This window comes from Adlercreutzia sp. ZJ154 (assembly GCF_011039055.1).
Taxonomy (GTDB): domain Bacteria; phylum Actinomycetota; class Coriobacteriia; order Coriobacteriales; family Eggerthellaceae; genus Adlercreutzia_A.
In genome coordinates, this window is record NZ_JAAKEF010000014.1 from 38519 (window position 1) to 57338 (window position 18820).

The following is an 18820-nucleotide window of genomic DNA, read 5'->3' on the forward strand; positions in this document are numbered from 1 at the left end:
TATTTCAAAAGAGAAAATTCTTCTATGCGAAAAATTGTTGATATTTCGCTGCAAGGGCTTGCTAAAGCGAGATCGTTTGAGAGCTGCCCCATTTGTTGGCAAAACGATTCACTGCCTTTTCCGTCAATTCACGGCGAGCAACTACTATTGCATTTGGGAAACTATCGCTTGCACCCGTTTCAAGAAGCTTCATGGCTTCAATAAGACCTGCATTATGGTCCAGCTCTAAGCGCCCGAGTTCATCGACTACAAGCATTCCGTGAATCTTATCTGCCTTAATTTGCTTTGCAATCCATGCGAAATGCGCGTTCACTCGTGCAATCGCCTCATCCGAAATATGCCAACCAAGCCCTACTTTGCCAGCTTGGCTTCGCTGGTTAAACGAACCATTAGCTTTAGCCAGATCCTTCCGCTTTGCGAATTCGAATCTCTCCATATTGGGCAGCAGAATGCTTTCGATGCCAAGCTTTTCGAAACCTTGGCTATTAGCACATTCGCTATCAGACCTAATCCAGATGCCTGCAGAAATAACACCATAGCATTCGATGCCTTCGGCACCTAATGTCTTAACACGCTCTTCCAGCCAGCGGCTCTTTCCTGATTGAACCTTGCCTGTAAGAATGTAGAGCATTTCTTTTCCTGACGTACCTCGTAAAATATATTCTCATTTATATATTATACTGAAATCAGTATCAACTGATAAATTGACGAGATAAAACACTTCAACAAACGATTTAGGAAACGCCCTGCGCAGCTTAGCAAAATAAGTATGTAAGACTTAGCGTGATTCTTGAAAGTAGAAATAGGAAAAAAAGGAAAAAATAGGAAAAAAAGGAAAAAGTTTCCAAATAATGCGACAATGAATAAATATTTATTTAATGAATTAAATAAATGTTGCAGGAGGTTGAAATGATTAAGGACACAATATTTTCTCCTTCATTTGGAAATCGCCCTGCGCAGCTTGTTGGGCGAGAACCTGTAATTAAGCGATTTCTTGATGGACTTGAAAGCGGGCCGGGAGACAAAGATCGCGCAATCGTTCTTCTTGGGCAAAGGGGCAGTGGTAAAACAGTGCTTCTTTGGGAATTGGCAGACAGGGCATCCGAAAAAGGATTTGTTGTAGCTACGCCCTCGATTGCAACCGATGATATGCTCCGGCGGATAGTGGAGAAAATTCAAGATGCTGGTGAGCCGTATGTAAAAGAGCGTAATTCACATGTTTCTGGAGGTAGTTTTGGGGTCTTTGGTTTTTCGGCGGGACTCCAGTTTGATAAGAACACACAGGAAACAAAAAGTTACCAATATATGCTTACCCAATTATGCAGGAAACTTACACTTCAGGGTAGAGGGGTATTGATTCTTGTTGATGAGCTTCAGGCAAATTCCGTTGAAGTGCGTCAGCTTGTAGCAACCTATCAGGAATTGGTTGGCGAAAGGCAAAATGTTGCTCTTGTGATGGCTGGACTTCCGGGAGCTGTGTCGGCAACGCTGAATGACAAAGTTCAGACATTTTTAAATCGTGCGCGTAAATTTGTGCTCGATCCTTTAAATTTCAGTGATATAGATGCGTTTTTTGCAAGATCGTTCGAAAAACTTGGAATTTCGATTAGCTCTGAATTGCGAAATAAGGCATCGGAAGCTACGCAAGGGTCGCCGTATCTGCTTCAGTTAATAGGTCATAATTTGGTGCTTTATGCGGGAGAAAATGATGCAGTAGACAGTGAAGTTTTATCGAACGCTATACAATCTGCGCGCTACGATTTTGAAAATGATATATGTAAGACCACTCTATCAGCACTTTCTGATATGGATGTGTCTTTTCTGCGTGCAATGGCTGAGGATGAACCGATTGTATGGGTAAAGGATATTGCTGAGCGGATGAATGTAAACTTCGATTACGCACAAAAGTATCGCAAGCGTCTTATTGATGCTGGTATTATAGAGGCTCCGGCGCGTGGTAAAGTTGAGTTTGCGGTTCCGTATATAGCGGACTACTTAAGGAATTTAGATTAACAGCTAGCGCATCATTGATATTTCACGTTTGTCTTACATTCGAGTAGACTAACATATTTTTGTAGGGCAAAGCTGCTACTGTAGCTTTGCCTGCTAGTCCGCAATCGTTTGTAATAAGATAGTTTATGTTTGCTATTTGGGTAGCTGCCAACAAAAAATGCCGAAACGGCTGTTGACGGTGCTTTTCTCTTGGGAAGTTATTACTGAAAGAGGCTTATATGAAACTGGATTTGTATATAAAACCCACATGCCCGTATTGCATGCGCGTTGTGAATGCCATTGACGATATGGGTGATGCGGCTGCGCATATTGAAATGCACGATATAAGTTCCGATGCGACTGCGCTACAAACACTAGTAGAAGTAGGTGGCAAACAGCAAGTTCCTTGCCTTTTTGTCGATGGTAAGCCTATGTACGAAAGCGCTGACATAATAAATTGGCTGCGTGCGAATTGCTAGATGATGAAGCATACATGCGGCTAGCTTTAGAAGAGGCTCAAGCGGCTTTTTCGGAAGGCGAAGTGCCTATAGGTGCCGTAGTAGTTTATCAGCCTTTTGATGCGGGCACGCGGCGTGCGCTGGCAGAACCTTGCGTTATTGCTAGGGCTCACAATATGCGTGAACAGTTGTGCGATCCGGCAGCTCATGCAGAGTTTTTGGCACTAGAACAGGCTTCGCGCGAATTAAATGCATGGCGGCTTTCTGACTGCACGGTGTATGTAACGCTTGAGCCGTGCATAATGTGTGCGGGGCTTATGCATCAGGCACGTGTGCGGCGTTGCGTATATGGTGCCTCCGATAAGAAAGCCGGGGCATTAGGCACGCTTTATAGCGTGCATAATGATGAGCGACTGAATCATCGTTTTGATGTTGTAGCTGGTATACTTGGCGAAGAATGTGCCGACATTTTGCGGAAATTTTTCAAGCAACGCCGTTGAGTAATCAAGCTTGCGATTTATCGAAATTTCGCATTTTGACTATTTCACGGTAACATTTTTCAAATTATATTTGACCGAATTTGATTAAATTAGCGATACGAACGGAATGCGGATATGGAAACCCTAACTGTAGACATGATGGCTGAAGCTAGAAATGCTCAGTGGTCAGCTGATACATTCTTAGGGCCGGGTGCTTTGAAAGTAATAGCGCCAGCGAAAGTGAATTTGTTTTTAGCTGTGGGTAGGCATCGTGGGGATGGGTATCATGATGTTGTAAATGTAATGCATGCGCTAGCATTACATGACGTTCTTTATTTTCATCGTAATGCTCAGTCTTGGTGCGCGCCAGAAAAGTTGCCCTCGCATATGGCAGCGGTAGGTCCAGCTAATAATTTGCTTGTAAATATAACAACGGCAGATAAAACTCAGGCTGCCATAAGGGCGCTTGATGTTCCGGCTTCAGAAAATTTGGTAACTCGAGCTTTGGCAAAGTTGGCGCATGCGATTGATTACAAAACATTCGAAAGCATATCTATTCACATAGAAAAAAACATACCTCATCAAGCTGGATTAGGTGGCGGTTCGTCAGATGCGGCAGCAGCGTTAGTGGCAGCTGCGAACATGTGGGGCTTGCCGTCCGATGCTCCGGTGTTATACGAAGTAGCTTCTTCACTTGGTGCCGATGTGGCGTTTTTCTTACAGGGAGGATGCGCGCTTTTAAGTGGCGCGGGGGAATGTTTGAAATCGCGTTTACAGCCCGCTAAGACCCCAATAGTGTTAGCGAAGCCACATGCGGGTGTTTCTACCGCACAAGCCTATGCGCGTTTCGACGAAGATGCGCAGTTTGCACCATCCGATTTACTGGCGCAGGTTGAAAGTGCGAAATTAGCTAGCGAAGTTCCGCTGTATAACAACCTTTCGTCTGCGGCAGAATTTCTGGTGCCTGAATTGGTTAGCGTTCGCGAAAAGCTAGAGGAATATCTTGCGGGGGATATATCTGCAGCAGCGCCGTCTGCAGTTTGCAACCAAGTATTACTGTGTGGCAGCGGTTCTTGCACATTTGCCATAACTGACAGTTTTTCGCAAGCATCACGTATTGCCGCTGAAGCCAGAACGAATGGTTGGTGGGCACGCGCAACAACGCTAAGCAGTTTGAAAGCAGCCATATTATGATAGGTCTTCTTGCTCGACTTTCGCGCAGTTTACCGCTAGTAATAGCGCTTATAGTTCTGGCTATTGTTATATACATGGTAGTTACTTATGTGCACTCTAAAGCGCGCGCTAAAGAGGTGCTTATTAGTGTATTTACCGTGCTTTGTGCAGCCATATCAATATTTTTCGGGCTAGCCTCGCTTTATGCAGTTATAGATAACAACTCACCCGTATTGGAATTAACCGCAAGTTTTGCTGTGGTGGGTGTTCTGGGTCTTATTATCACGAGAATTTGTAATCACTTTTTCAAGAAGAACAACCCGCATTACAGCCAGAAAGCGCAGAAAGCTACAGTTGAGTTAGACAGCACTAGCGTAACGCGGAGTACCATTTTTTGGAAAATATACGACTTGTTGGGGAATTTTCGCCCAAAAAAATAGGCTACTGAGGCTGCGCTAGTGTAGAGAGCCACCCACATAAGTAGCTAAAACTTTTATGTTGGGTATATCTTCCGTATCGCATATTAGTGGGTTGCTACTAAGTACGGTTATGTCGGCAAACTTGCCGGATTCGAGACTGCCAAGCTCGTCTGCTCGACCAGTAGCCATTGCGCTTCCTAAAGTGTAGGCGCGCAATGCTTCGGCTACAGTTATATGTTCGCTGACTGACCAGTCGCTTGAGGGCAGTCTGGTGTCTGCGCCGCGACCGGTAACGGCGGTATACACAGCAGCCAGCGGGTCTATATTTGTAACCGGCGAATCGGTGCCGAAAGCTAGCGTTGCCCCCGATTGCAAAAGTGTACGCAGCGGCCAAATATAAGGCAGTCGCTCATCTCCAAGATCGCGCTTGGGACCTCCGGGATCTAGCGTTATGTGTCGTGGCTGCACCGAGGCAATTACGTCTAAATTTGCAAGGCGTTCTATATCGTGTGGTTGGAAGTTTTCTACGTGTTCCAAAGTGAAAATAGGTTTTGGTGTAGGGCATTTTTCAAAAATATCTAGTGCTTGGTGTATGGCTTCGTCGCCTATTGTGTGGATGCGCACGCTTTGGTTGGCGCGTGCAGCTTCAAACACCAGCTGTTTCATGGCAGGTGGGCTAATTGTGGGGCGCCCGCAATCGTCGGGGAAGCGTGCGTTTGTATATGGATCGTGCAGCCATGCGGTGTGTTGGCTGGATACGCCGTCAAAGAATTGCTTGAATCCGCAGGCGCGCAACATTGGGCTTTGCAGACGGGCTTGCAGTTCACTAAGGCGCGTAGTGCCGGATAAAAGCGTGGGGAATAAATGCGTGCGCACGGTAAGTTCGCCAGTGTTTTCTAAGTGTTGAAATAAGTCGTCGCGCACGAAATCGACACCGGGTGTAGCGCTAAGTGCCATATCGCATATTGCCGTTATGCCATGCGCATTAAGTTGTGCTTGGAAATTGCGATATGCATCCAATAATTCTTCGGTACTGAACGTAGCAACTATTTTCGGCATAAGTTCCATAGCGGCGGTTTCGCGCACGATGCCGGTAAGTTCGCCTGCGGCATTTTTTTCGTATGTGCCGCCTAATGGAGCTTGCGAACTTGGGTTTAGCCCCAATTCTTCCATGGCGCAAGAGTTTAGCCACAGTGTATGGGCATCGCCGGAATACATAGCTACCGGTCTGTCGGGGTAGGCTGCATCAAGTGAATGTTTGGACGGCATAACCGGTGGATTCCATAGATATTCGCGCCATCCTTGGGTTAGTAGCCATGAACCTTTCGGGCGTCGCTGCGCTAACGGGGCAAGTCGTTCCACGCAATCTTGTTCGTTTGTGCCTACGAACTGCTCTGCCAAGGGCGACGCATATAGTGCAGAATGAAAAAAGTGCAGATGTGCGTCGTGAAATCCGGGCATTACAAAGGCGTTTTTGTAGTTGAATATTGCGGCGTTTTTGCTAATGGGGAATTCAGTGGTAAGTGCCGTGGCTATTTTGGATGCAGGTGCGGTGGTTGTGTCGGCTTCGTCCGATAGCATTTCTACTATATGCGCAGCGGGTGCCACCCAGCATATGCGGTCGGCATATATGCCTACGGCTAGCGGCTTTGCTTCGTCGTTCAGCCCCGTGAACACGTTTTGTGACACGATTACAGTGTTAGCAGGGGTGTTGTTTTTTGCTATATTCATACAAGAGGCTTGATGAGGACCGCAGTCTTATATTCCAAATTCTTTGAATAGTTGTTCGCGATAGGCTGGGTCTTTAGAGGCTTTAAGAACATCGCCCTCGCGTCCAGCGGCAAATAGGTGTTCGATAAGAGAGTCGTAACGTGCAGCTTCCGTGCGTCCTTGTTGTAAGCCTTCGGCTCGCCCACGTTTCAACCCTCGTTCTTCTCCCTCTTTTAGAGCAGCTCTGCGGGCTATACGTACTTCTCGCTCCCAATCTTCTCCTATTGTACTTACAGAAAACACCTTATTCACCCACTCTCTATCTTCATTGGCTCTATCTACTGCACTAGCAATAGATTTAACTAGTTTGTCTTGTTTATCTATTTTACCAGTGAAGACATACTCCATAAAAGAAAGCAGATGCTTATCCTTTGTCTTCTTATAATCCTTGCAGTTAAGGGCAATCCAGTGTATACCGCTGTCTATATCTAAAGATGTGTCTTGTCTACATATTGGCTCTATCTCATATACAGGAAGTCCTGCTTTGAAAGGATCATGATTACAAACAAAGATAATATAGCTTATGGGTAGCTTATCGTAGTCTGCTCCTTTATCAAGCGATGTAGTATCAATAGATGCTTGATAGTATCTATATCTCCTAGCGATATCTGCTCTTTGTTGAATTTGTAGTTCTATATCAAAGACTTCATGTTTTGTTTTAGCAAATAGATCAAGTCGCACACTCTTAAAGTCTAGTCTAGGTTCTATTGCTTGTTCTGCGTTTTTATAGATTAGGTCATCAATTTGTTTATTCAAAACACACTCTAGAAAGTCTTTACATATTTCTTTTTGAATCATTACACGATTAAACATAAATTGATTTGTAATAGAAACAAACTTTTCTTTATCCATAGCAACCTATTCTTTCTCTAGAAGACTCATAAATCTTCTAATCAAGACTAGATAGCAAACCTTATATCTGTGTATCAAAAATGCGATATCAAGTGACATACAAACCTTGGCACAAAACTAACTGTTTGCAACACCTATTGACATCACAAGTTCCCATAGTTGCGACTTTTAATGAGTGCAAATCTTGCAGAAAGCTGGCAGAGAATAGTGCTGCGTTCATTTATTTTCAATCCGCAAAAACGTAAATAGTGCAAAACCATTTAATCTTAGCTGGCAGCTAATGAAATCTCTCTCTGTCTTTTTTACTATGAATCACAGATTTAATGCATGAGATTTATGTCCGTTCATGCATTTTTAGCGTGTAATCTAAAGGAAAATCTATGAACCAGAACGAATTTTCTGCTCAAGGCGATCAGCCAGTTCCTACCCAACAAAACCAGCCAATTTCGTCTGAGCAATCGATTGTGTCTAAGCAGTCTGCTCAGGCTATGCAACCAAAAAACCGTTCTACTATGGGAATAATCAGCTTGGTACTCGGCATAGTTTCCCTGCTTACTTCGTTTTTACCCATTGTTAACAACTTATCTGCTATTTTGGCTTTTGTTGGACTTGTTTTCGGCGTAATTGGAATTGTAATAACAGCAAAGAACAAATGTGGCGGAAAAGCGTTAGCATCGTCGGGCTTATCCTAAATGTTATAGCCATTATTGTTGTGCTTGCTTCGCAAGCGCTTTATAGCGCTGCGATAGATAGCGCACTGTCTACTAATGACCCCTCGCAAGTTGTGCCTCAGAGCGAAAACGATAGCCGATCAAACAATGCAGCCACTTCAAGCAATTCGGAAAGTTTTGAAGATTTGGCGCTTGGTACTGCGGTGCAGTTGAATAATGGAATTACGGTCAGTGTAGATTCATAGGCATAATTTCCACGCACTTTTTTTGGTGCCACAAATTCCTAGGTGGTTGGGGATTTGTTGGAATGTGGTACTGGCTGTTGTGTGGATACTTTTTGTCGTGGTTACAACTATGATGATTGCAGAGCCTGCCGAAAGCCTTGCTCAGTATTCTTTGTGGGGTAGAGTATTTATGGGGTATGGAGTTATTGCGGTTGGTTTGGGGATTGTTGCGTTTGCGCTTATGGACAAGCGACGGTTGGCTGTGCATTTCCCTATGCTTTCTAGACAGAATCCGGTGAAACGGTTTTTGGTTCTTGTGATTATTTCGTTCGCCGCAATGATGCTGTCGGGTATTTTGGCGCAATTATTCGTACTGCCGTAGTGCCGCGCTGGGGCAGTTATGCTGGGTAATTATGCTGGGCAATTATGCTGGCGGGCGTGTCAAACCAAGTGCGCGATGCCATGCCTGCCATGCCCGCTATACCTGCTGTGCCGATGGAAGTGTCAAGCGAACTATGCCGGCGGGAAACGAAAAACCAAATAGATTGCCGCTATTACTACCGTAAGAAGCATTATCGGGAAACCAACTTTGAAATATTGGGCGAAAGTTATGGTGTAGCCGTTTTTGCGCGATATATCGCTTAGCACCACATTCGCGCTGGCTCCAATAAGCGACCCATTTCCACCTAAGCATGCGCCCAGCGAAACCGCCCACCAAAGCGGCGTAACATCCATTCCGGCAGCTTGCATCGAGGTCAAAATTGGAATCATTGTAGCTACGAATGGAATATTGTCTAGGAACGCCGACACCACCGCCGATCCAAACACAAGCACCAGCATCGTAAGGAACACATCGCCGCCGGTAACGCTTACCAGCCACGTTGCCAGCATATCTATAACACCTGTGGCTGTCATTGCGCCAACAATTATGAACAGACCGGCGAAAAATAGCAGGGTGGTCCACTCTACATTTGCCAGCGCTTCATCAATTGGTGCGCGCGAAATTAGCAGAATAAGCCCTGCTGCCCCAAGTGCAATAACGCACGATTCCCAACCCAGCGCTCCGTGCAGCATAAAACCTGCAACCACTAGCGCTATCATGCCAACCGAAATAGCCATCAGGCGCTTATCTTTTATGTAATCGGTTGCGCGCAGCTGGAGAACTTCGTTTACGTCGCGCACGTCAACGGTCATTTTCCGTCCGTATAAGAAGTAAAACAGCACCAAAATAACCGCCAGTATTATTACTACGGCGGGTGCATCAATAGCAATGAAATCGGCGAATGTATAGCCTGCAGCTGAGCCAATCATAATGTTAGGCGGGTCGCCAATAAGCGTTGCTGTGCCACCAATGTTCGATGCCATTATTTCTGTTATGAAATATGGCACGGGGTTAACTTTTAGCATTTTGCAAATATTGAGTGTCATAGGACCAACAAGTAGCACGGTGGTTACGTTGTCTAAAAATGCGGAAAGCACAGCAGTAAGCAGTACGAACAGCATCATTATCATCCATGGTTGACCTTTTGCAATATGCGCACATGTTACGGCTAAATACTCGAACAGCCCCGACATTTTCACCACGCTTATGAAGAGCATCATGCCGAACAGCACGCCTAGCGTATTGAAGTCTATGTGGACCAGCGCTTCGTCGAAGGGAACCAGACCCAACATCATAATTAGCGCTGCGCCTACTAGCGCTACTACGGCGCGGTGTACTTTCTCGGAAATTATGACGGCAAGCGCAATTAGAAATATTGCTAACGAGGTTATTTGCGATACGTCCACTGCAGTTTGCATCTCCTTTTGCTTGCCGTTGTCAGTTGCGGGCTGCGTGGCGCAAAGCTGCAAGTGCCATCAACTGCGGGATACGCACCGTTTTGCACGCGCACGAATGAACGAGCCCACATGAATTATAAACATAGAGCGAGCTAAGCGTTGCAGTTGCAGGTTATACTTGATGCAAACTGGTTGAAAGGCTCGGTTTGGGAATACGTTTCGGAATAGCGAAGACCGTGGCGCGAGGATTGCATTGGGGATTAACCAATGTGGCGCGTCGTGCGGGTGCAACTTTGCCGGGAAAAATGGCTATGCGCCTAGATCCGCAGGTAATACAGCATGCACGCGGAGTGCTGCGTAGCGGATCTGTGGTGGTGGCTGGCACAAATGGCAAAACTACATGTACGAATTTGCTTGCCGATTCGCTAGAGCAAGCTGGTTTTAGCGTTTGCTGCAATCGTACAGGGGCTAACTTGGCGTATGGGGTTGCGTCGGCGCTGCTGGAATGCCGCGGGGCTGACTGGGGCGTGCTGGAAAGCGACGAATTGTGGCTAGGTCGCACGTTGCCTGCGCTGCAACCCAACTATTTGGTGCTGTTGAATCTGTTTCGCGACCAGCTGGATAGGTGCGGCGAAATTGATCACATACAGGATGTAATTGTGCGGGCGCTAAGCGAAAGCCCGCGTACTGTGCTTGTTTACAACGCTGATGACCCGCTGTGTGCAATGGTGGCGCGCCGTGTGGGCGAAGTGCCTGCGCGCAAAGATGTGCCCAGCGTTGCGTTTGGTGTAGTTGAGCCGTTAAATTTAGAGCAGAATGCCGTTAGTGACACCACTATGTGCCAAGTATGCAATGCCATGATGGAATACGATTACAGACAGTATGGGCAACTGGGTGCTTATAGGTGTCCGGAATGTGGTTTCGCTCGACCTGCATTGCAATTTGCGGCTAGAGATGTGCGTTTCAATGTAGATGGTCTGCAATTCAATGTTTCACGTGAAACACTTTTACTGAATGATTCGGAAGAAAGCGCTCGGTTAAATACGATTGCAGGAACAAATGTTTCACGTGAAACATTTTCGACTGATACATTTGCTGAAGCGGCGCGCGAAGTGGTGCGTGAAGTGCCGGGTGAAGCGGTAGATGAAGCGAAGCGCGAAACGCCGGGTGAAGCGAAGCGCGAAGCGGCAGATAAAGCGACGTGCGAAGTGGTGCGTGAAGCGAAGCGCGAAACGCCGGGTGAAGCGGTGTATAAGGTGGCAGACAACGTGGCGTGCGAAACGCAAGGTGAAATGGTGCGCAAAACAGCAGACGAAGCGGAGCATGAAGCGCCTACGATAAAAATTCCCGATTCCGCCGACACTTGTTTTCCTGTGCATACTAAGCTGGCTGGAAATTATATGGTATACAACCTGCTAGCAGTATCCGCAGCAGCTATTTGCGTGGGGTGCGCTCCGCAAGATGTTCAGCGCGCAATCGATAATTTCAATCCGAAAAACGGGCGTTTGCAGGACTACAAAATAGGGCAGCATCGTGTTCTGCTTAATTTGGCGAAAAATCCCACCGGGTTTAACCAAAATCTGCGCATTGTGGTGCAGCGCGTTACAGCCAATGCTGTGCCTGTTCATACTGCTGGAGTCACTAACGCTTCTAAAGAAGTAACGCATGATGATGCTGCTGCTGCCGAAATCGATGCGGCTAAGTTTGCGACTAGCGATACTTTATCTGTTACCAATGCCCCTGCTGGTGTGCAAAATTCGGAATGCGCAATCGCATTATTCATAAACGACAATAATGTTGACGGGCACGATATATCGTGGATTTGGGATATAGATTTCGAGGAACTGCAGCAGCTTTCGGGTGCGCATATATATGTGGGCGGAATACGTAAAAACGATCTTCAAGTGCGCCTGAAATATGCTGGCGTAAAAGCGCAACTGATAGACAAAATGTCAGATGTGTTTGCAGCTGCAGCAGCTGGGGAATTTCCTCAAAATGCTGATGTGTATGCTGTTGCGAACTATACGGCGCTGGCACCTGTTCGCGAAGAGCTGAACGCATTGCAGAACGCACCGCAAAACTCGCCGCAAAGTGCGTCGCAAAGTCTTCCACAAAGTGAGCTCCAAAGCGCACCGCAAAGTCTGTCGCAAAATGAACTCCAAAGTACCTCATATGCTTGCGAACGCGCAACGTCTGCTCAAACAAATGTTTCACGTGAAACATCTTCAGACGACACACGCACCGCGAAATTCGCGAAATCGCCGTCACTAAACAGCGAAAACAGCATACTGACTGCACCGAATCCATCAACCACACCGAACACAACATCTACATGGAACCCTCCAATCACCTCAAATCCACCAAACTCGCCGGTAGTAATCGCGCACATGTTTCCCGATCTTTTGAATTTATACGGCGATGGCGGAAACGTGCGAATTTTGGAGCAGCGTTTACGCTGGCGCGGAATACCTGTGCGCGTGCAGCGCGTAGAGCATAATCAAACGGTGGATTTAAATAAGGTTGACCTAGTATTTCTTGGTGGTGGACCCGATCGCGAGCAGTCGTTGGCAGCCAAGCAGCTTATGGCTATGCGCGACCAGCTGACACATTTTGCGCAAGCTGGCGGTCCTATTCTGGCTATTTGTGGTGGCTATCAGATACTGGGAAACACGTGGCTTTCTAGCGAAGGCGAAGTGCCGGGGCTAGGCGTTTTGAACATTGAGACGCGCCGCGCTGGCACATCTACCGACCGACTAATTGACAATATCGTGTTGGATTCGCCGCTTGCAAAACATCCTGTGGTGGGCTATGAAAACCATGCTAGTTGCACATATCTAGCGCCCGACATGCAGCCGTTCGGTCGCGTGATATCGCGCACCGGTCATGGTAACAATAGTGAAAGCTATGCTGACGGTGCCATAGCTAATAGCGTGTTGGGCACGTATCTTCACGGTGCGCTGTTGTCTAAGAATCCGGAAGTGGCTGACTGGTTGCTGCAGCGCGCACTGGCGCGCTATGCTGCGCGCACGGGCGTGCCCGCTATTGCGCTAGAGCCGCTGGATGATTCGGTGGAACTTGCGGCAAACGATTTCATGGTGCAGAAACTGGTGTAGTGCGGGTGTATGTTCTATGATGCGTATAAGTGTGGTGTCTGTTGGAAAGCTGAAAGAGCGCTTTTGGGCGCAGGCGTGCGATGAATACTTGAAACGCTTGCGTCCTTATGCCAACGTGTCGGTCTTAGAAGTTCCCGACGTTGATTCGTCGCAATGCGGGGTACGGCAGGCACTATCCCGCGAATCTGATGCTGTGTTGCGCGTAATACCTGAAGATGCCTTCGTCATACTTTTAGCAATTCGCGCAAAGGAATTTTCTAGCGAACAATTAGCTGCAAAATTGGACAAATTAGCGTTGGAAGGCAGAAGTAACGTAGTGTTCGTAATAGGCGGATCGCATGGCGTAGATTCTACTGTAATTGCCCGCGCGAACGCGCAAATGTCGTTCGGTCCCATAACTTTGCCGCACAACTTAGCGCGTGTGGTTTTGCTCGAACAAGTTTACCGGGCTTTCAAAATAAGCCGCGGCGAACCGTACCATAAATAGGACATCTAGCAATTTTTAAAATTCGAAGACCTTTCTCACAAACTTTATATGTAGTATATTGCATATATAAAAATTGTCACCATAGAAATTTGCTGCATCGAAAGAGGTGCATAATGCGTGATGTTATATCAAAAATACAAGACCTAAGAAAACTCTCGTGGACCGAGCGCGCCACATCTTCGGGCACAGCAGGATGCTTTCTAAAAGCGCGTGAAGAAACTGGCGCGGGTGCTTGGTTTTATAAACTTTCTTGTTACGATAGCTACCGAGGCATATATGGTCACGAATGCGTAAATGAGCTAATTGCCAGTCGCTTAATGGAACTGCTAGGCATTCCACATTTGCAATATCGACTTGTTCATGCGCTAGTGAATGTGGATGGTGCGCAGTATGAAACGTGGCTAAACAGGTCGCGCAACTATCGCGCTTCGGACGAGCGAAAACTAGCCCTAGATGCGTTTTATGATTTAACGAAGAAGCACGGCGAATCGCCGCTAGAGCTATGCGACCGCTATGGTTGGGGCGAGCAAATTAGGCAAATGATGCTGGTGGATTTCCTTATCGCGAACAGGGATAGGCATGGTGCAAATATAGAAGTTCTGCGAAGCGCCAATGGCAATATGAGGTTGGCGCCTATTTTCGATAGTGGACTTTCGCTTGTGTTTTCTTGCTATAACGATGAAGACAAAGTGGCTGCGGTAGACCCCCTAAACGACGTGGATGCGAACAACTTTATAGGTACACGTTCACTTCAGGAAAATATTACTCGCTTTGCATCTTCAATAAAGCCGCCCAATACGTTAACCCAGCAGGGGAAAACATTCCTGTTCAAAGGGCTAAATTCTGCCATTTCACAAACTCATGTAGATAAAATATGGGAAATTATATGGACTAGGTGGTGTTGGTATGCGCAAATTTAACATCATAGACGGATCGAAGCGCGCGGCGCAACCATGTGCCGTTCTAACTTACGATGAAGCGTGCGATTTGTTTCGCATAGACATTTCTAGGGATATTGATTTGGAGGAAATGCCGTTTGAATTTTCGCTAATGGTTGAAAACGGTTCGTACTCTATGGAAGACAAGCAAAGTAGGCGCTGGGTGGAAAGCCGCGTGATACCTAGTAGCAGGCAAAATTTAGGGCAAGTGCTCAAAGCTCATGATATGGATTTTTATGATCCGTTTCAGTTGCTTGTGGATCATGAGGGGCGCTGCGTGCAAGACAATTTTTATATAAGGGAAATAACCGAAAGTGCCGATAGCGCTGAATGCGGCGCTGGAGATATCGTCGATAGTTGTCATTCGGTAAACATTGGCGCAATGCTTAGGCGCGCCAGAAAAAACGCCGGGATTTCGCAACAGGAATTGGCTAAGCGCGCAGGCGTTCAGCAATCACTAATAAGTCGCCTCGAGAACAACAAATTCAACCCAACAGTTAATTTGTTGGCAGATGTGGCTGCAGCGCTAAATAAGAAACTAAAAATAGACATTGTTTAGTGCCGCAAAAAGCTAGTTTAGTGCCACACAAAAGTGCGGTTTTGGATATCATATTCTGCACACTTCAAGGAGGCTTCATGCGATTCATTTCGTGGAACGTTAATGGGATACGTGCTGTCTTGGGCAAAAATTTCGCAGAGGTATTTGCCCACTTCAACGCCGATGTGTTTGCCCTGCAAGAAACAAAATGTCAGGCTGGGCAGGTGGAGTTAGACTTGCCGGGCTATCATCAATTTTGGAGCTACGCCGAGAAAAAGGGTTATTCGGGCACGGCGGTGTTTAGTAAGGAAGAGCCCGCGCGCGTGCTGCATGGTCTTGGCATTCCGCATTTCGACTGCGAAGGGCGCATTGTGGCGCTGGAATTTGATAAATTCTGGTTCGTGGATTGCTATACGCCAAATTCTCAGACCGATCTTGTGCGCATAGACTATCGCACGGAATGGGACGATGCGTTTCGCGAATTTTGCTTAGGGCTGCAGTCTGGCGTGCTGCCCGATGGCTCTACTGTGCCTAGCAAGCCGGTGGTAATGTGTGGCGACTTCAATGTGGCACACAACGATATAGACCTGAAAAACCCTGACCCGAACCGGGGCAAATCGGGCTTCTCCGACGAAGAGCGCGGCAAGTTTGACGAACTTCTAGCCGCCGGTTTTGCGGATACTTTTCGGCGCGTGCATCCCGACCTAGCAGGGGTGTACACTTGGTGGAGTTATCGGAGACGCGCGCGCCGCACGAATGCCGGCTGGCGCATAGACTATTTCCTAGTTAGCGAAAGCCTGATGCCGCGCGTGGCGGGTGCCAGCATTTATGATGAAGTGCAGGGCAGCGATCATTGCCCGGTAGGTTTGGAATTGGAGCTTTAATGGACAAGCGCAAAATAGAAGAGGGTGTACGTTTAATTCTGGAAGGCATCGGGGAAGACCCGAACCGCGAAGGGCTGATTGAAACGCCCGCGCGCGTGGCGCGCATGTACGAGGAAGTGTGCGCCGGTTTGCAGGAAGACCCTGCGCAGCATTTCCTGAAAACTTTTGACGAAGGTCACGAAGACATGGTAATAGAGCGCGACATTCCGTTCTATTCAATTTGCGAACATCACTTAGTGCCGTTTTTTGGCACCGCTAACATAGCCTATATTCCGGGTCCTAGCGGGCGAATTTGCGGAATATCGAAGCTGGCGCGGCTTTTGGATGCGTTTGCGAAACGCCCGCAGGTGCAAGAGCGTCTTACTACGCAGGTTGCCGACACGCTTATGGAACAGCTGCAGCCGCGCGGAGTGCTAGTCGTGATAGATGCCGAACACTTATGCATGAGCATGCGCGGGGTAAAAAAGCCCGGCACTCGCACCACAACAAGTGCGGTGCGCGGCGCTTTCAAAACGAATTCCGACACGCGTGCCGAGGCGCTTTCTCTGTTGCATGTTGGCTGATTTGCTACTATGTAGGCTACATGCAATTGCGGAATGCGAATGTGGGCTGCGTTTGTAGTGCGCAAAATTCGCTGTGTCCGTTTTGTCCGATTCGAAATTAAGGGAATTGCCATGAAATGTGTCATATCTGTTTTAGGTAAAGACCGCACTGGCATTGTTGCTGCTGTTGCTACGGTTCTTACCGAATGCGGTGCGAACATAGATGATATTAACCAGACGATTTTAGGCGCAAATGAAATATTTAGCATGACGATGCTGGTGACGCTGGCGCCTGAGGTGTGCAACTTCAACGAAGTGCAAGAGCGCCTGAACGAAGCTGGCGAAAATTTGGGTACGCAAATTACCATTCAGCGCGAAGACGTTTTCCGCTATATGCATGAAATTTAATTCAAATTGTGGCAAATTAAACAGAAGCGCTGCTAAAAGTTGTGCGCTAGGCGCTGTATTTGCATTGAGCTTGCATGCCGGCGCTAGGCTTGCCTTAGTTTGCGAATTTGTGGGTTTGGAATTTTGGAAGGTATAGTATGGCTCTTTTTGGTGTTATCGATTTGGGGTCGAACTCGGTTCGCCTAGTAGTTTATAAGGTACATGCAGGCGCAAAGCAGCCTTTCACCAAGAAAGATTTCCGAAACCTTATCGACGAAAAGAAAATTGCGGGTCTTTCAGCATATGTGGAGGACGGTCAATTTACGCAAGCTGGCATCGATCGCGCCGCCGAAGTGCTAGACGACCACTTGCGTCACGCGAACAATATCGGATGCACAAACGTGCATATTTTCGCTACCGCTGTGCTGCGCAACTGCGAGAACTCTGCTCAGGTTACGCGCATTTTGGAAAAAACTATAGGTCACGAAATTGACGTGTTGTCTGAGTGCGACGAAGCCCATCTGGGTTTTGTGGGTGCCACGTGCGATCGCAATATAGAGCACGGTACGCTTGTTGATATTGGTGGTGGTTCCACCGAGCTTACCGTTATACGGAATAATACCGATTCGCACTGCGTCAGCTTGGGGCAAGGTAGCGTGTCGTCGTATGCTCAGTTTGTTAACACGGTACTGCCCACTTTGCAAGAGACGCGCGCAATAGAGCAGGCTTTTGCCGCGCAGTTAGATACGCTTCCTAGTATTGAGCCTTACCGTGCTAAGCGCATTTACGGCATTGGTGGTTCTGTACGTGCTGCAGCCAAAATGTGCGGCGGAATTTTAGGTAACGGAAAGCGGCTTAAAGTTGTTGCTGCTGACCAGTTAAATGATATGTTAGCTGCGCTTGAAAGCAGTCCGCATATTTTTGCGCATACTGCTGCGGCTGTTGCGCCCGATCGTTTGCACACGTTAGTTCCCGGTAGCATTATCGTGCGCACTCTTATGCATGCGCTTGGTGCTACTCATCTGGAAATATGCAGATTCGGCATACGCGAAGGCTATTTAATAGAACGCGTACTTGGCGGAGAAAAATAGTCAGAAAAATGGTCAAAACTTCCGACTTTCCATGGTTCTGAATGCGGAATTGTGCCTACTAAGGCATCAGAAAGGTGTCGAATTTTCTGTTTGCCCAGTGTTCTCCACATTTCAAGTTAGCTATGTGGCGCTACGACCATGGAAAGCTGGAAGTTTTGACCATTTTTGAGAAAAAAGTAGACCCATGGATCTAATTGCGTGCAATCTGATTGAGTGCAAACCGCACTGATGTGCTGCGAAACTACTCACTAAGCCCATTAAACGTTGATTGTCTATACTTTGCAGCTTTTGCGAGTCGCCTACTCCGACTGTGTCCGACACTCTCTAATCTGTTGATGTTTGCTTTAGACGAGAGTTTTTCATTTTGTTCAGCACAGTTTTTAGTCTACGTTGATAAATTGTTCTATATATTAAACTCTGTAAAAAGCTGTTCACGATAGGCTGGGTCTTCGGATGCCTTAAATAGGTCGTTTTCACGCTTTTTAGAGAGAAGTAACTTTGTGAGTTCTGCATAACGCATTTCAGCTTCCGCACGCCCACGCTCTAACCCTCGTTCTTCTCCCTCTTTTAGAGCAGCTCTGCGGGCTATACGTACTTCTCGCTCCCAATCTTCTCCTATTGTACTTACAGAAAACACCTTATTCACCCACTCTCTATCTTTATTGGCTCTGTCTACTGCACAAGCAATAGATGTAACTAGTTTGTCTTTATGGTCTATTTTACCAGTGGAGACATACTCCATAAAAGAAAGCAGATGCTTATCCTTTGTCTTCTTATAATCCTTGCAGTTAAGGGCAATCCAGTGTATACCGCTGTCTATATCTAAAGATGTGTCTTGTCTACATATTGGTTCTATTTCATATACAGGAAGTCCTGCTTTGAATGGGTCGTGATTGCAAACAAAGATAATATAGCTTGTGTCTAGCTTATCGTAGTCTGCTCCTTTATCAAGCGATGTAGTATCAATAGATGCTTGATAGTATCTATATCTCCTAGCGATATCTGCTCTTTGTTGAATTTGTA

21 protein-coding genes are annotated in these 18820 nt (G+C 46.9%); 16 read left to right on the forward strand and 5 right to left on the reverse strand.

Translation table 11 applies throughout. From position 1 onward, the window contains the following. Window positions 1-61 precede the first annotated feature (61 nt). Window positions 62-631 carry a hypothetical protein gene (locus G7Y37_RS06475; RefSeq protein ID WP_165062660.1) on the reverse strand — a complete coding sequence of 190 codons (570 nt, stop codon included), beginning with the start codon at window positions 629-631 and terminating at the stop codon, window positions 62-64. Window positions 632-909: 278 nt separating this feature from the next. On the opposite strand from G7Y37_RS06475, the gene G7Y37_RS06480 reads away from it, so the two are divergent. The 5 genes from G7Y37_RS06480 (at window position 910) to G7Y37_RS06500 (ending at window position 4542) form a co-directional block, all read left to right on the forward strand. Continuing rightward, window positions 910-2013, forward strand: a complete 1104-nt coding sequence (locus G7Y37_RS06480; protein WP_206214119.1) for an AAA family ATPase — start codon at window positions 910-912, stop codon at window positions 2011-2013. A gap of 218 nt (window positions 2014-2231) precedes the next feature. Then, window positions 2232-2471, forward strand: coding sequence for a glutaredoxin (locus G7Y37_RS06485; RefSeq protein WP_165062661.1), 240 nt, complete (start codon window positions 2232-2234; stop codon window positions 2469-2471). Continuing rightward, window positions 2450-2950 (forward strand): tRNA adenosine(34) deaminase TadA, encoded by a 501-nt coding sequence (gene tadA / locus G7Y37_RS06490; protein ID WP_241156042.1) that lies wholly within the window; start codon window positions 2450-2452, stop codon window positions 2948-2950. Before G7Y37_RS06485 ends, tadA begins: the two co-directional genes overlap by 22 nt. Window positions 2951-3064: 114 nt before the next feature. After that, window positions 3065-4123, forward strand: coding sequence for a 4-(cytidine 5'-diphospho)-2-C-methyl-D-erythritol kinase (locus G7Y37_RS06495; protein WP_165062662.1), 1059 nt, complete (start codon window positions 3065-3067; stop codon window positions 4121-4123). Next, on the forward strand, window positions 4120-4542 hold the full coding sequence (locus tag G7Y37_RS06500) for a guanylate cyclase (RefSeq protein ID WP_165062663.1): 423 nt from the start codon (window positions 4120-4122) through the stop codon (window positions 4540-4542). The genes G7Y37_RS06495 and G7Y37_RS06500 overlap by 4 nt, the downstream gene beginning before the upstream one ends. 15 nt (window positions 4543-4557) lie before the next feature. Here G7Y37_RS06500 and G7Y37_RS06505 read toward each other — a convergent pair whose 3' ends face one another. After that, entirely contained in the window at window positions 4558-6252 is a 1695-nt protein-coding gene (locus tag G7Y37_RS06505; RefSeq protein ID WP_165062664.1) for an amidohydrolase, read from the reverse strand. Between the two features lie 27 nt (window positions 6253-6279). Then, window positions 6280-7143: an Rpn family recombination-promoting nuclease/putative transposase gene (locus G7Y37_RS06510; RefSeq protein WP_165062665.1), complete on the reverse strand. Its 864-nt coding sequence runs from the start codon at window positions 7141-7143 to the stop codon at window positions 6280-6282. Window positions 7144-7523: 380 nt separating this feature from the next. On the opposite strand from G7Y37_RS06510, the gene G7Y37_RS06515 reads away from it, so the two are divergent. The 3 genes from G7Y37_RS06515 (at window position 7524) to G7Y37_RS06525 (ending at window position 8420) form a co-directional block, all read left to right on the forward strand. Next, the gene (locus G7Y37_RS06515) at window positions 7524-7835 is read left to right on the forward strand and encodes a DUF4190 domain-containing protein (protein WP_165062666.1); all 312 of its coding nucleotides are present in this window, start codon (window positions 7524-7526) and stop codon (window positions 7833-7835) included. Continuing rightward, the gene (locus G7Y37_RS06520) at window positions 7796-8059 is read left to right on the forward strand and encodes a hypothetical protein (protein ID WP_165062667.1); all 264 of its coding nucleotides are present in this window, start codon (window positions 7796-7798) and stop codon (window positions 8057-8059) included. Before G7Y37_RS06515 ends, G7Y37_RS06520 begins: the two co-directional genes overlap by 40 nt. A gap of 79 nt (window positions 8060-8138) precedes the next feature. After that, window positions 8139-8420, forward strand: coding sequence for a hypothetical protein (locus tag G7Y37_RS06525; protein WP_165062668.1), 282 nt, complete (start codon window positions 8139-8141; stop codon window positions 8418-8420). A gap of 131 nt (window positions 8421-8551) precedes the next feature. On the opposite strand, the gene G7Y37_RS06530 is transcribed toward G7Y37_RS06525, so the two are convergent. After that, window positions 8552-9826, reverse strand: a complete 1275-nt coding sequence (locus G7Y37_RS06530) for an ArsB/NhaD family transporter (RefSeq protein ID WP_165062679.1) — start codon at window positions 9824-9826, stop codon at window positions 8552-8554. A 197-nt stretch (window positions 9827-10023) separates the two neighbouring features. Here G7Y37_RS06530 and G7Y37_RS09140 point away from each other — a divergent pair, with 197 nt between their 5' ends. The 8 genes from G7Y37_RS09140 (at window position 10024) to G7Y37_RS06580 (ending at window position 17797) form a co-directional block, all read left to right on the forward strand. Further along, window positions 10024-12930: a MurT ligase domain-containing protein gene (locus tag G7Y37_RS09140; protein ID WP_206214120.1), complete on the forward strand. Its 2907-nt coding sequence runs from the start codon at window positions 10024-10026 to the stop codon at window positions 12928-12930. 16 nt (window positions 12931-12946) lie between these two features. Further along, window positions 12947-13417: a 23S rRNA (pseudouridine(1915)-N(3))-methyltransferase RlmH gene (gene rlmH, locus G7Y37_RS06550; RefSeq protein ID WP_370514609.1), complete on the forward strand. Its 471-nt coding sequence runs from the start codon at window positions 12947-12949 to the stop codon at window positions 13415-13417. Between the two features lie 113 nt (window positions 13418-13530). Then, window positions 13531-14337, forward strand: a complete 807-nt coding sequence (locus G7Y37_RS06555; RefSeq protein WP_165062669.1) for a type II toxin-antitoxin system HipA family toxin — start codon at window positions 13531-13533, stop codon at window positions 14335-14337. Further along, window positions 14324-14914 (forward strand): helix-turn-helix domain-containing protein, encoded by a 591-nt coding sequence (locus G7Y37_RS09240; protein ID WP_165062670.1) that lies wholly within the window; start codon window positions 14324-14326, stop codon window positions 14912-14914. Before G7Y37_RS06555 ends, G7Y37_RS09240 begins: the two co-directional genes overlap by 14 nt. A gap of 77 nt (window positions 14915-14991) precedes the next feature. After that, window positions 14992-15777 carry an exodeoxyribonuclease III gene (locus G7Y37_RS06565; protein ID WP_165062671.1) on the forward strand — a complete coding sequence of 262 codons (786 nt, stop codon included), beginning with the start codon at window positions 14992-14994 and terminating at the stop codon, window positions 15775-15777. Beyond that, a complete protein-coding gene (folE, locus tag G7Y37_RS06570; protein ID WP_165062672.1) occupies window positions 15777-16340 on the forward strand; it encodes a GTP cyclohydrolase I FolE in 564 nt (187 codons plus the stop codon). Before G7Y37_RS06565 ends, folE begins: the two co-directional genes overlap by 1 nt. Window positions 16341-16451: 111 nt before the next feature. Then, window positions 16452-16727: an ACT domain-containing protein gene (locus G7Y37_RS06575; protein WP_165062682.1), complete on the forward strand. Its 276-nt coding sequence runs from the start codon at window positions 16452-16454 to the stop codon at window positions 16725-16727. A 137-nt stretch (window positions 16728-16864) separates the two neighbouring features. Then, on the forward strand, window positions 16865-17797 hold the full coding sequence (locus G7Y37_RS06580; protein WP_165062673.1) for an exopolyphosphatase: 933 nt from the start codon (window positions 16865-16867) through the stop codon (window positions 17795-17797). 403 nt (window positions 17798-18200) lie between these two features. On the opposite strand, the gene G7Y37_RS06585 is transcribed toward G7Y37_RS06580, so the two are convergent. Then, window positions 18201-18820: Rpn family recombination-promoting nuclease/putative transposase (locus tag G7Y37_RS06585; protein WP_165062674.1), on the reverse strand; the 620-nt coding region annotated here is incomplete at its 5' end.

Bases quoted from the DNA above. Each gene is read 5' to 3' on its own strand.
- G7Y37_RS06555 (WP_165062669.1), top strand. From the start codon at position 13,531: ATGCGTGATGTTATATCAAAAATACAAGACCTAAGAAAACTCTCGTGG.
- G7Y37_RS06500 (WP_165062663.1), top strand. From the start codon at position 4,120: ATGATAGGTCTTCTTGCTCGACTTTCGCGCAGTTTACCGCTAGTAATA.
- rlmH (WP_370514609.1), top strand. From the start codon at position 12,947: ATGATGCGTATAAGTGTGGTGTCTGTTGGAAAGCTGAAAGAGCGCTTT.
- G7Y37_RS09240 (WP_165062670.1), top strand. From the start codon at position 14,324: ATGCGCAAATTTAACATCATAGACGGATCGAAGCGCGCGGCGCAACCA.
- G7Y37_RS06495 (WP_165062662.1), top strand. From the start codon at position 3,065: ATGGAAACCCTAACTGTAGACATGATGGCTGAAGCTAGAAATGCTCAG.
- G7Y37_RS06575 (WP_165062682.1), top strand. From the start codon at position 16,452: ATGAAATGTGTCATATCTGTTTTAGGTAAAGACCGCACTGGCATTGTT.
- folE (WP_165062672.1), top strand. From the start codon at position 15,777: ATGGACAAGCGCAAAATAGAAGAGGGTGTACGTTTAATTCTGGAAGGC.
- G7Y37_RS06505 (WP_165062664.1), bottom strand. From the start codon at position 6,252: ATGAATATAGCAAAAAACAACACCCCTGCTAACACTGTAATCGTGTCA.
- G7Y37_RS06580 (WP_165062673.1), top strand. From the start codon at position 16,865: ATGGCTCTTTTTGGTGTTATCGATTTGGGGTCGAACTCGGTTCGCCTA.
- G7Y37_RS06515 (WP_165062666.1), top strand. From the start codon at position 7,524: ATGAACCAGAACGAATTTTCTGCTCAAGGCGATCAGCCAGTTCCTACC.
- G7Y37_RS06475 (WP_165062660.1), bottom strand. From the start codon at position 631: ATGCTCTACATTCTTACAGGCAAGGTTCAATCAGGAAAGAGCCGCTGG.
- G7Y37_RS06510 (WP_165062665.1), bottom strand. From the start codon at position 7,143: ATGGATAAAGAAAAGTTTGTTTCTATTACAAATCAATTTATGTTTAAT.
- G7Y37_RS06565 (WP_165062671.1), top strand. From the start codon at position 14,992: ATGCGATTCATTTCGTGGAACGTTAATGGGATACGTGCTGTCTTGGGC.
- G7Y37_RS06480 (WP_206214119.1), top strand. From the start codon at position 910: ATGATTAAGGACACAATATTTTCTCCTTCATTTGGAAATCGCCCTGCG.
- G7Y37_RS06520 (WP_165062667.1), top strand. From the start codon at position 7,796: ATGTGGCGGAAAAGCGTTAGCATCGTCGGGCTTATCCTAAATGTTATA.
- G7Y37_RS06485 (WP_165062661.1), top strand. From the start codon at position 2,232: ATGAAACTGGATTTGTATATAAAACCCACATGCCCGTATTGCATGCGC.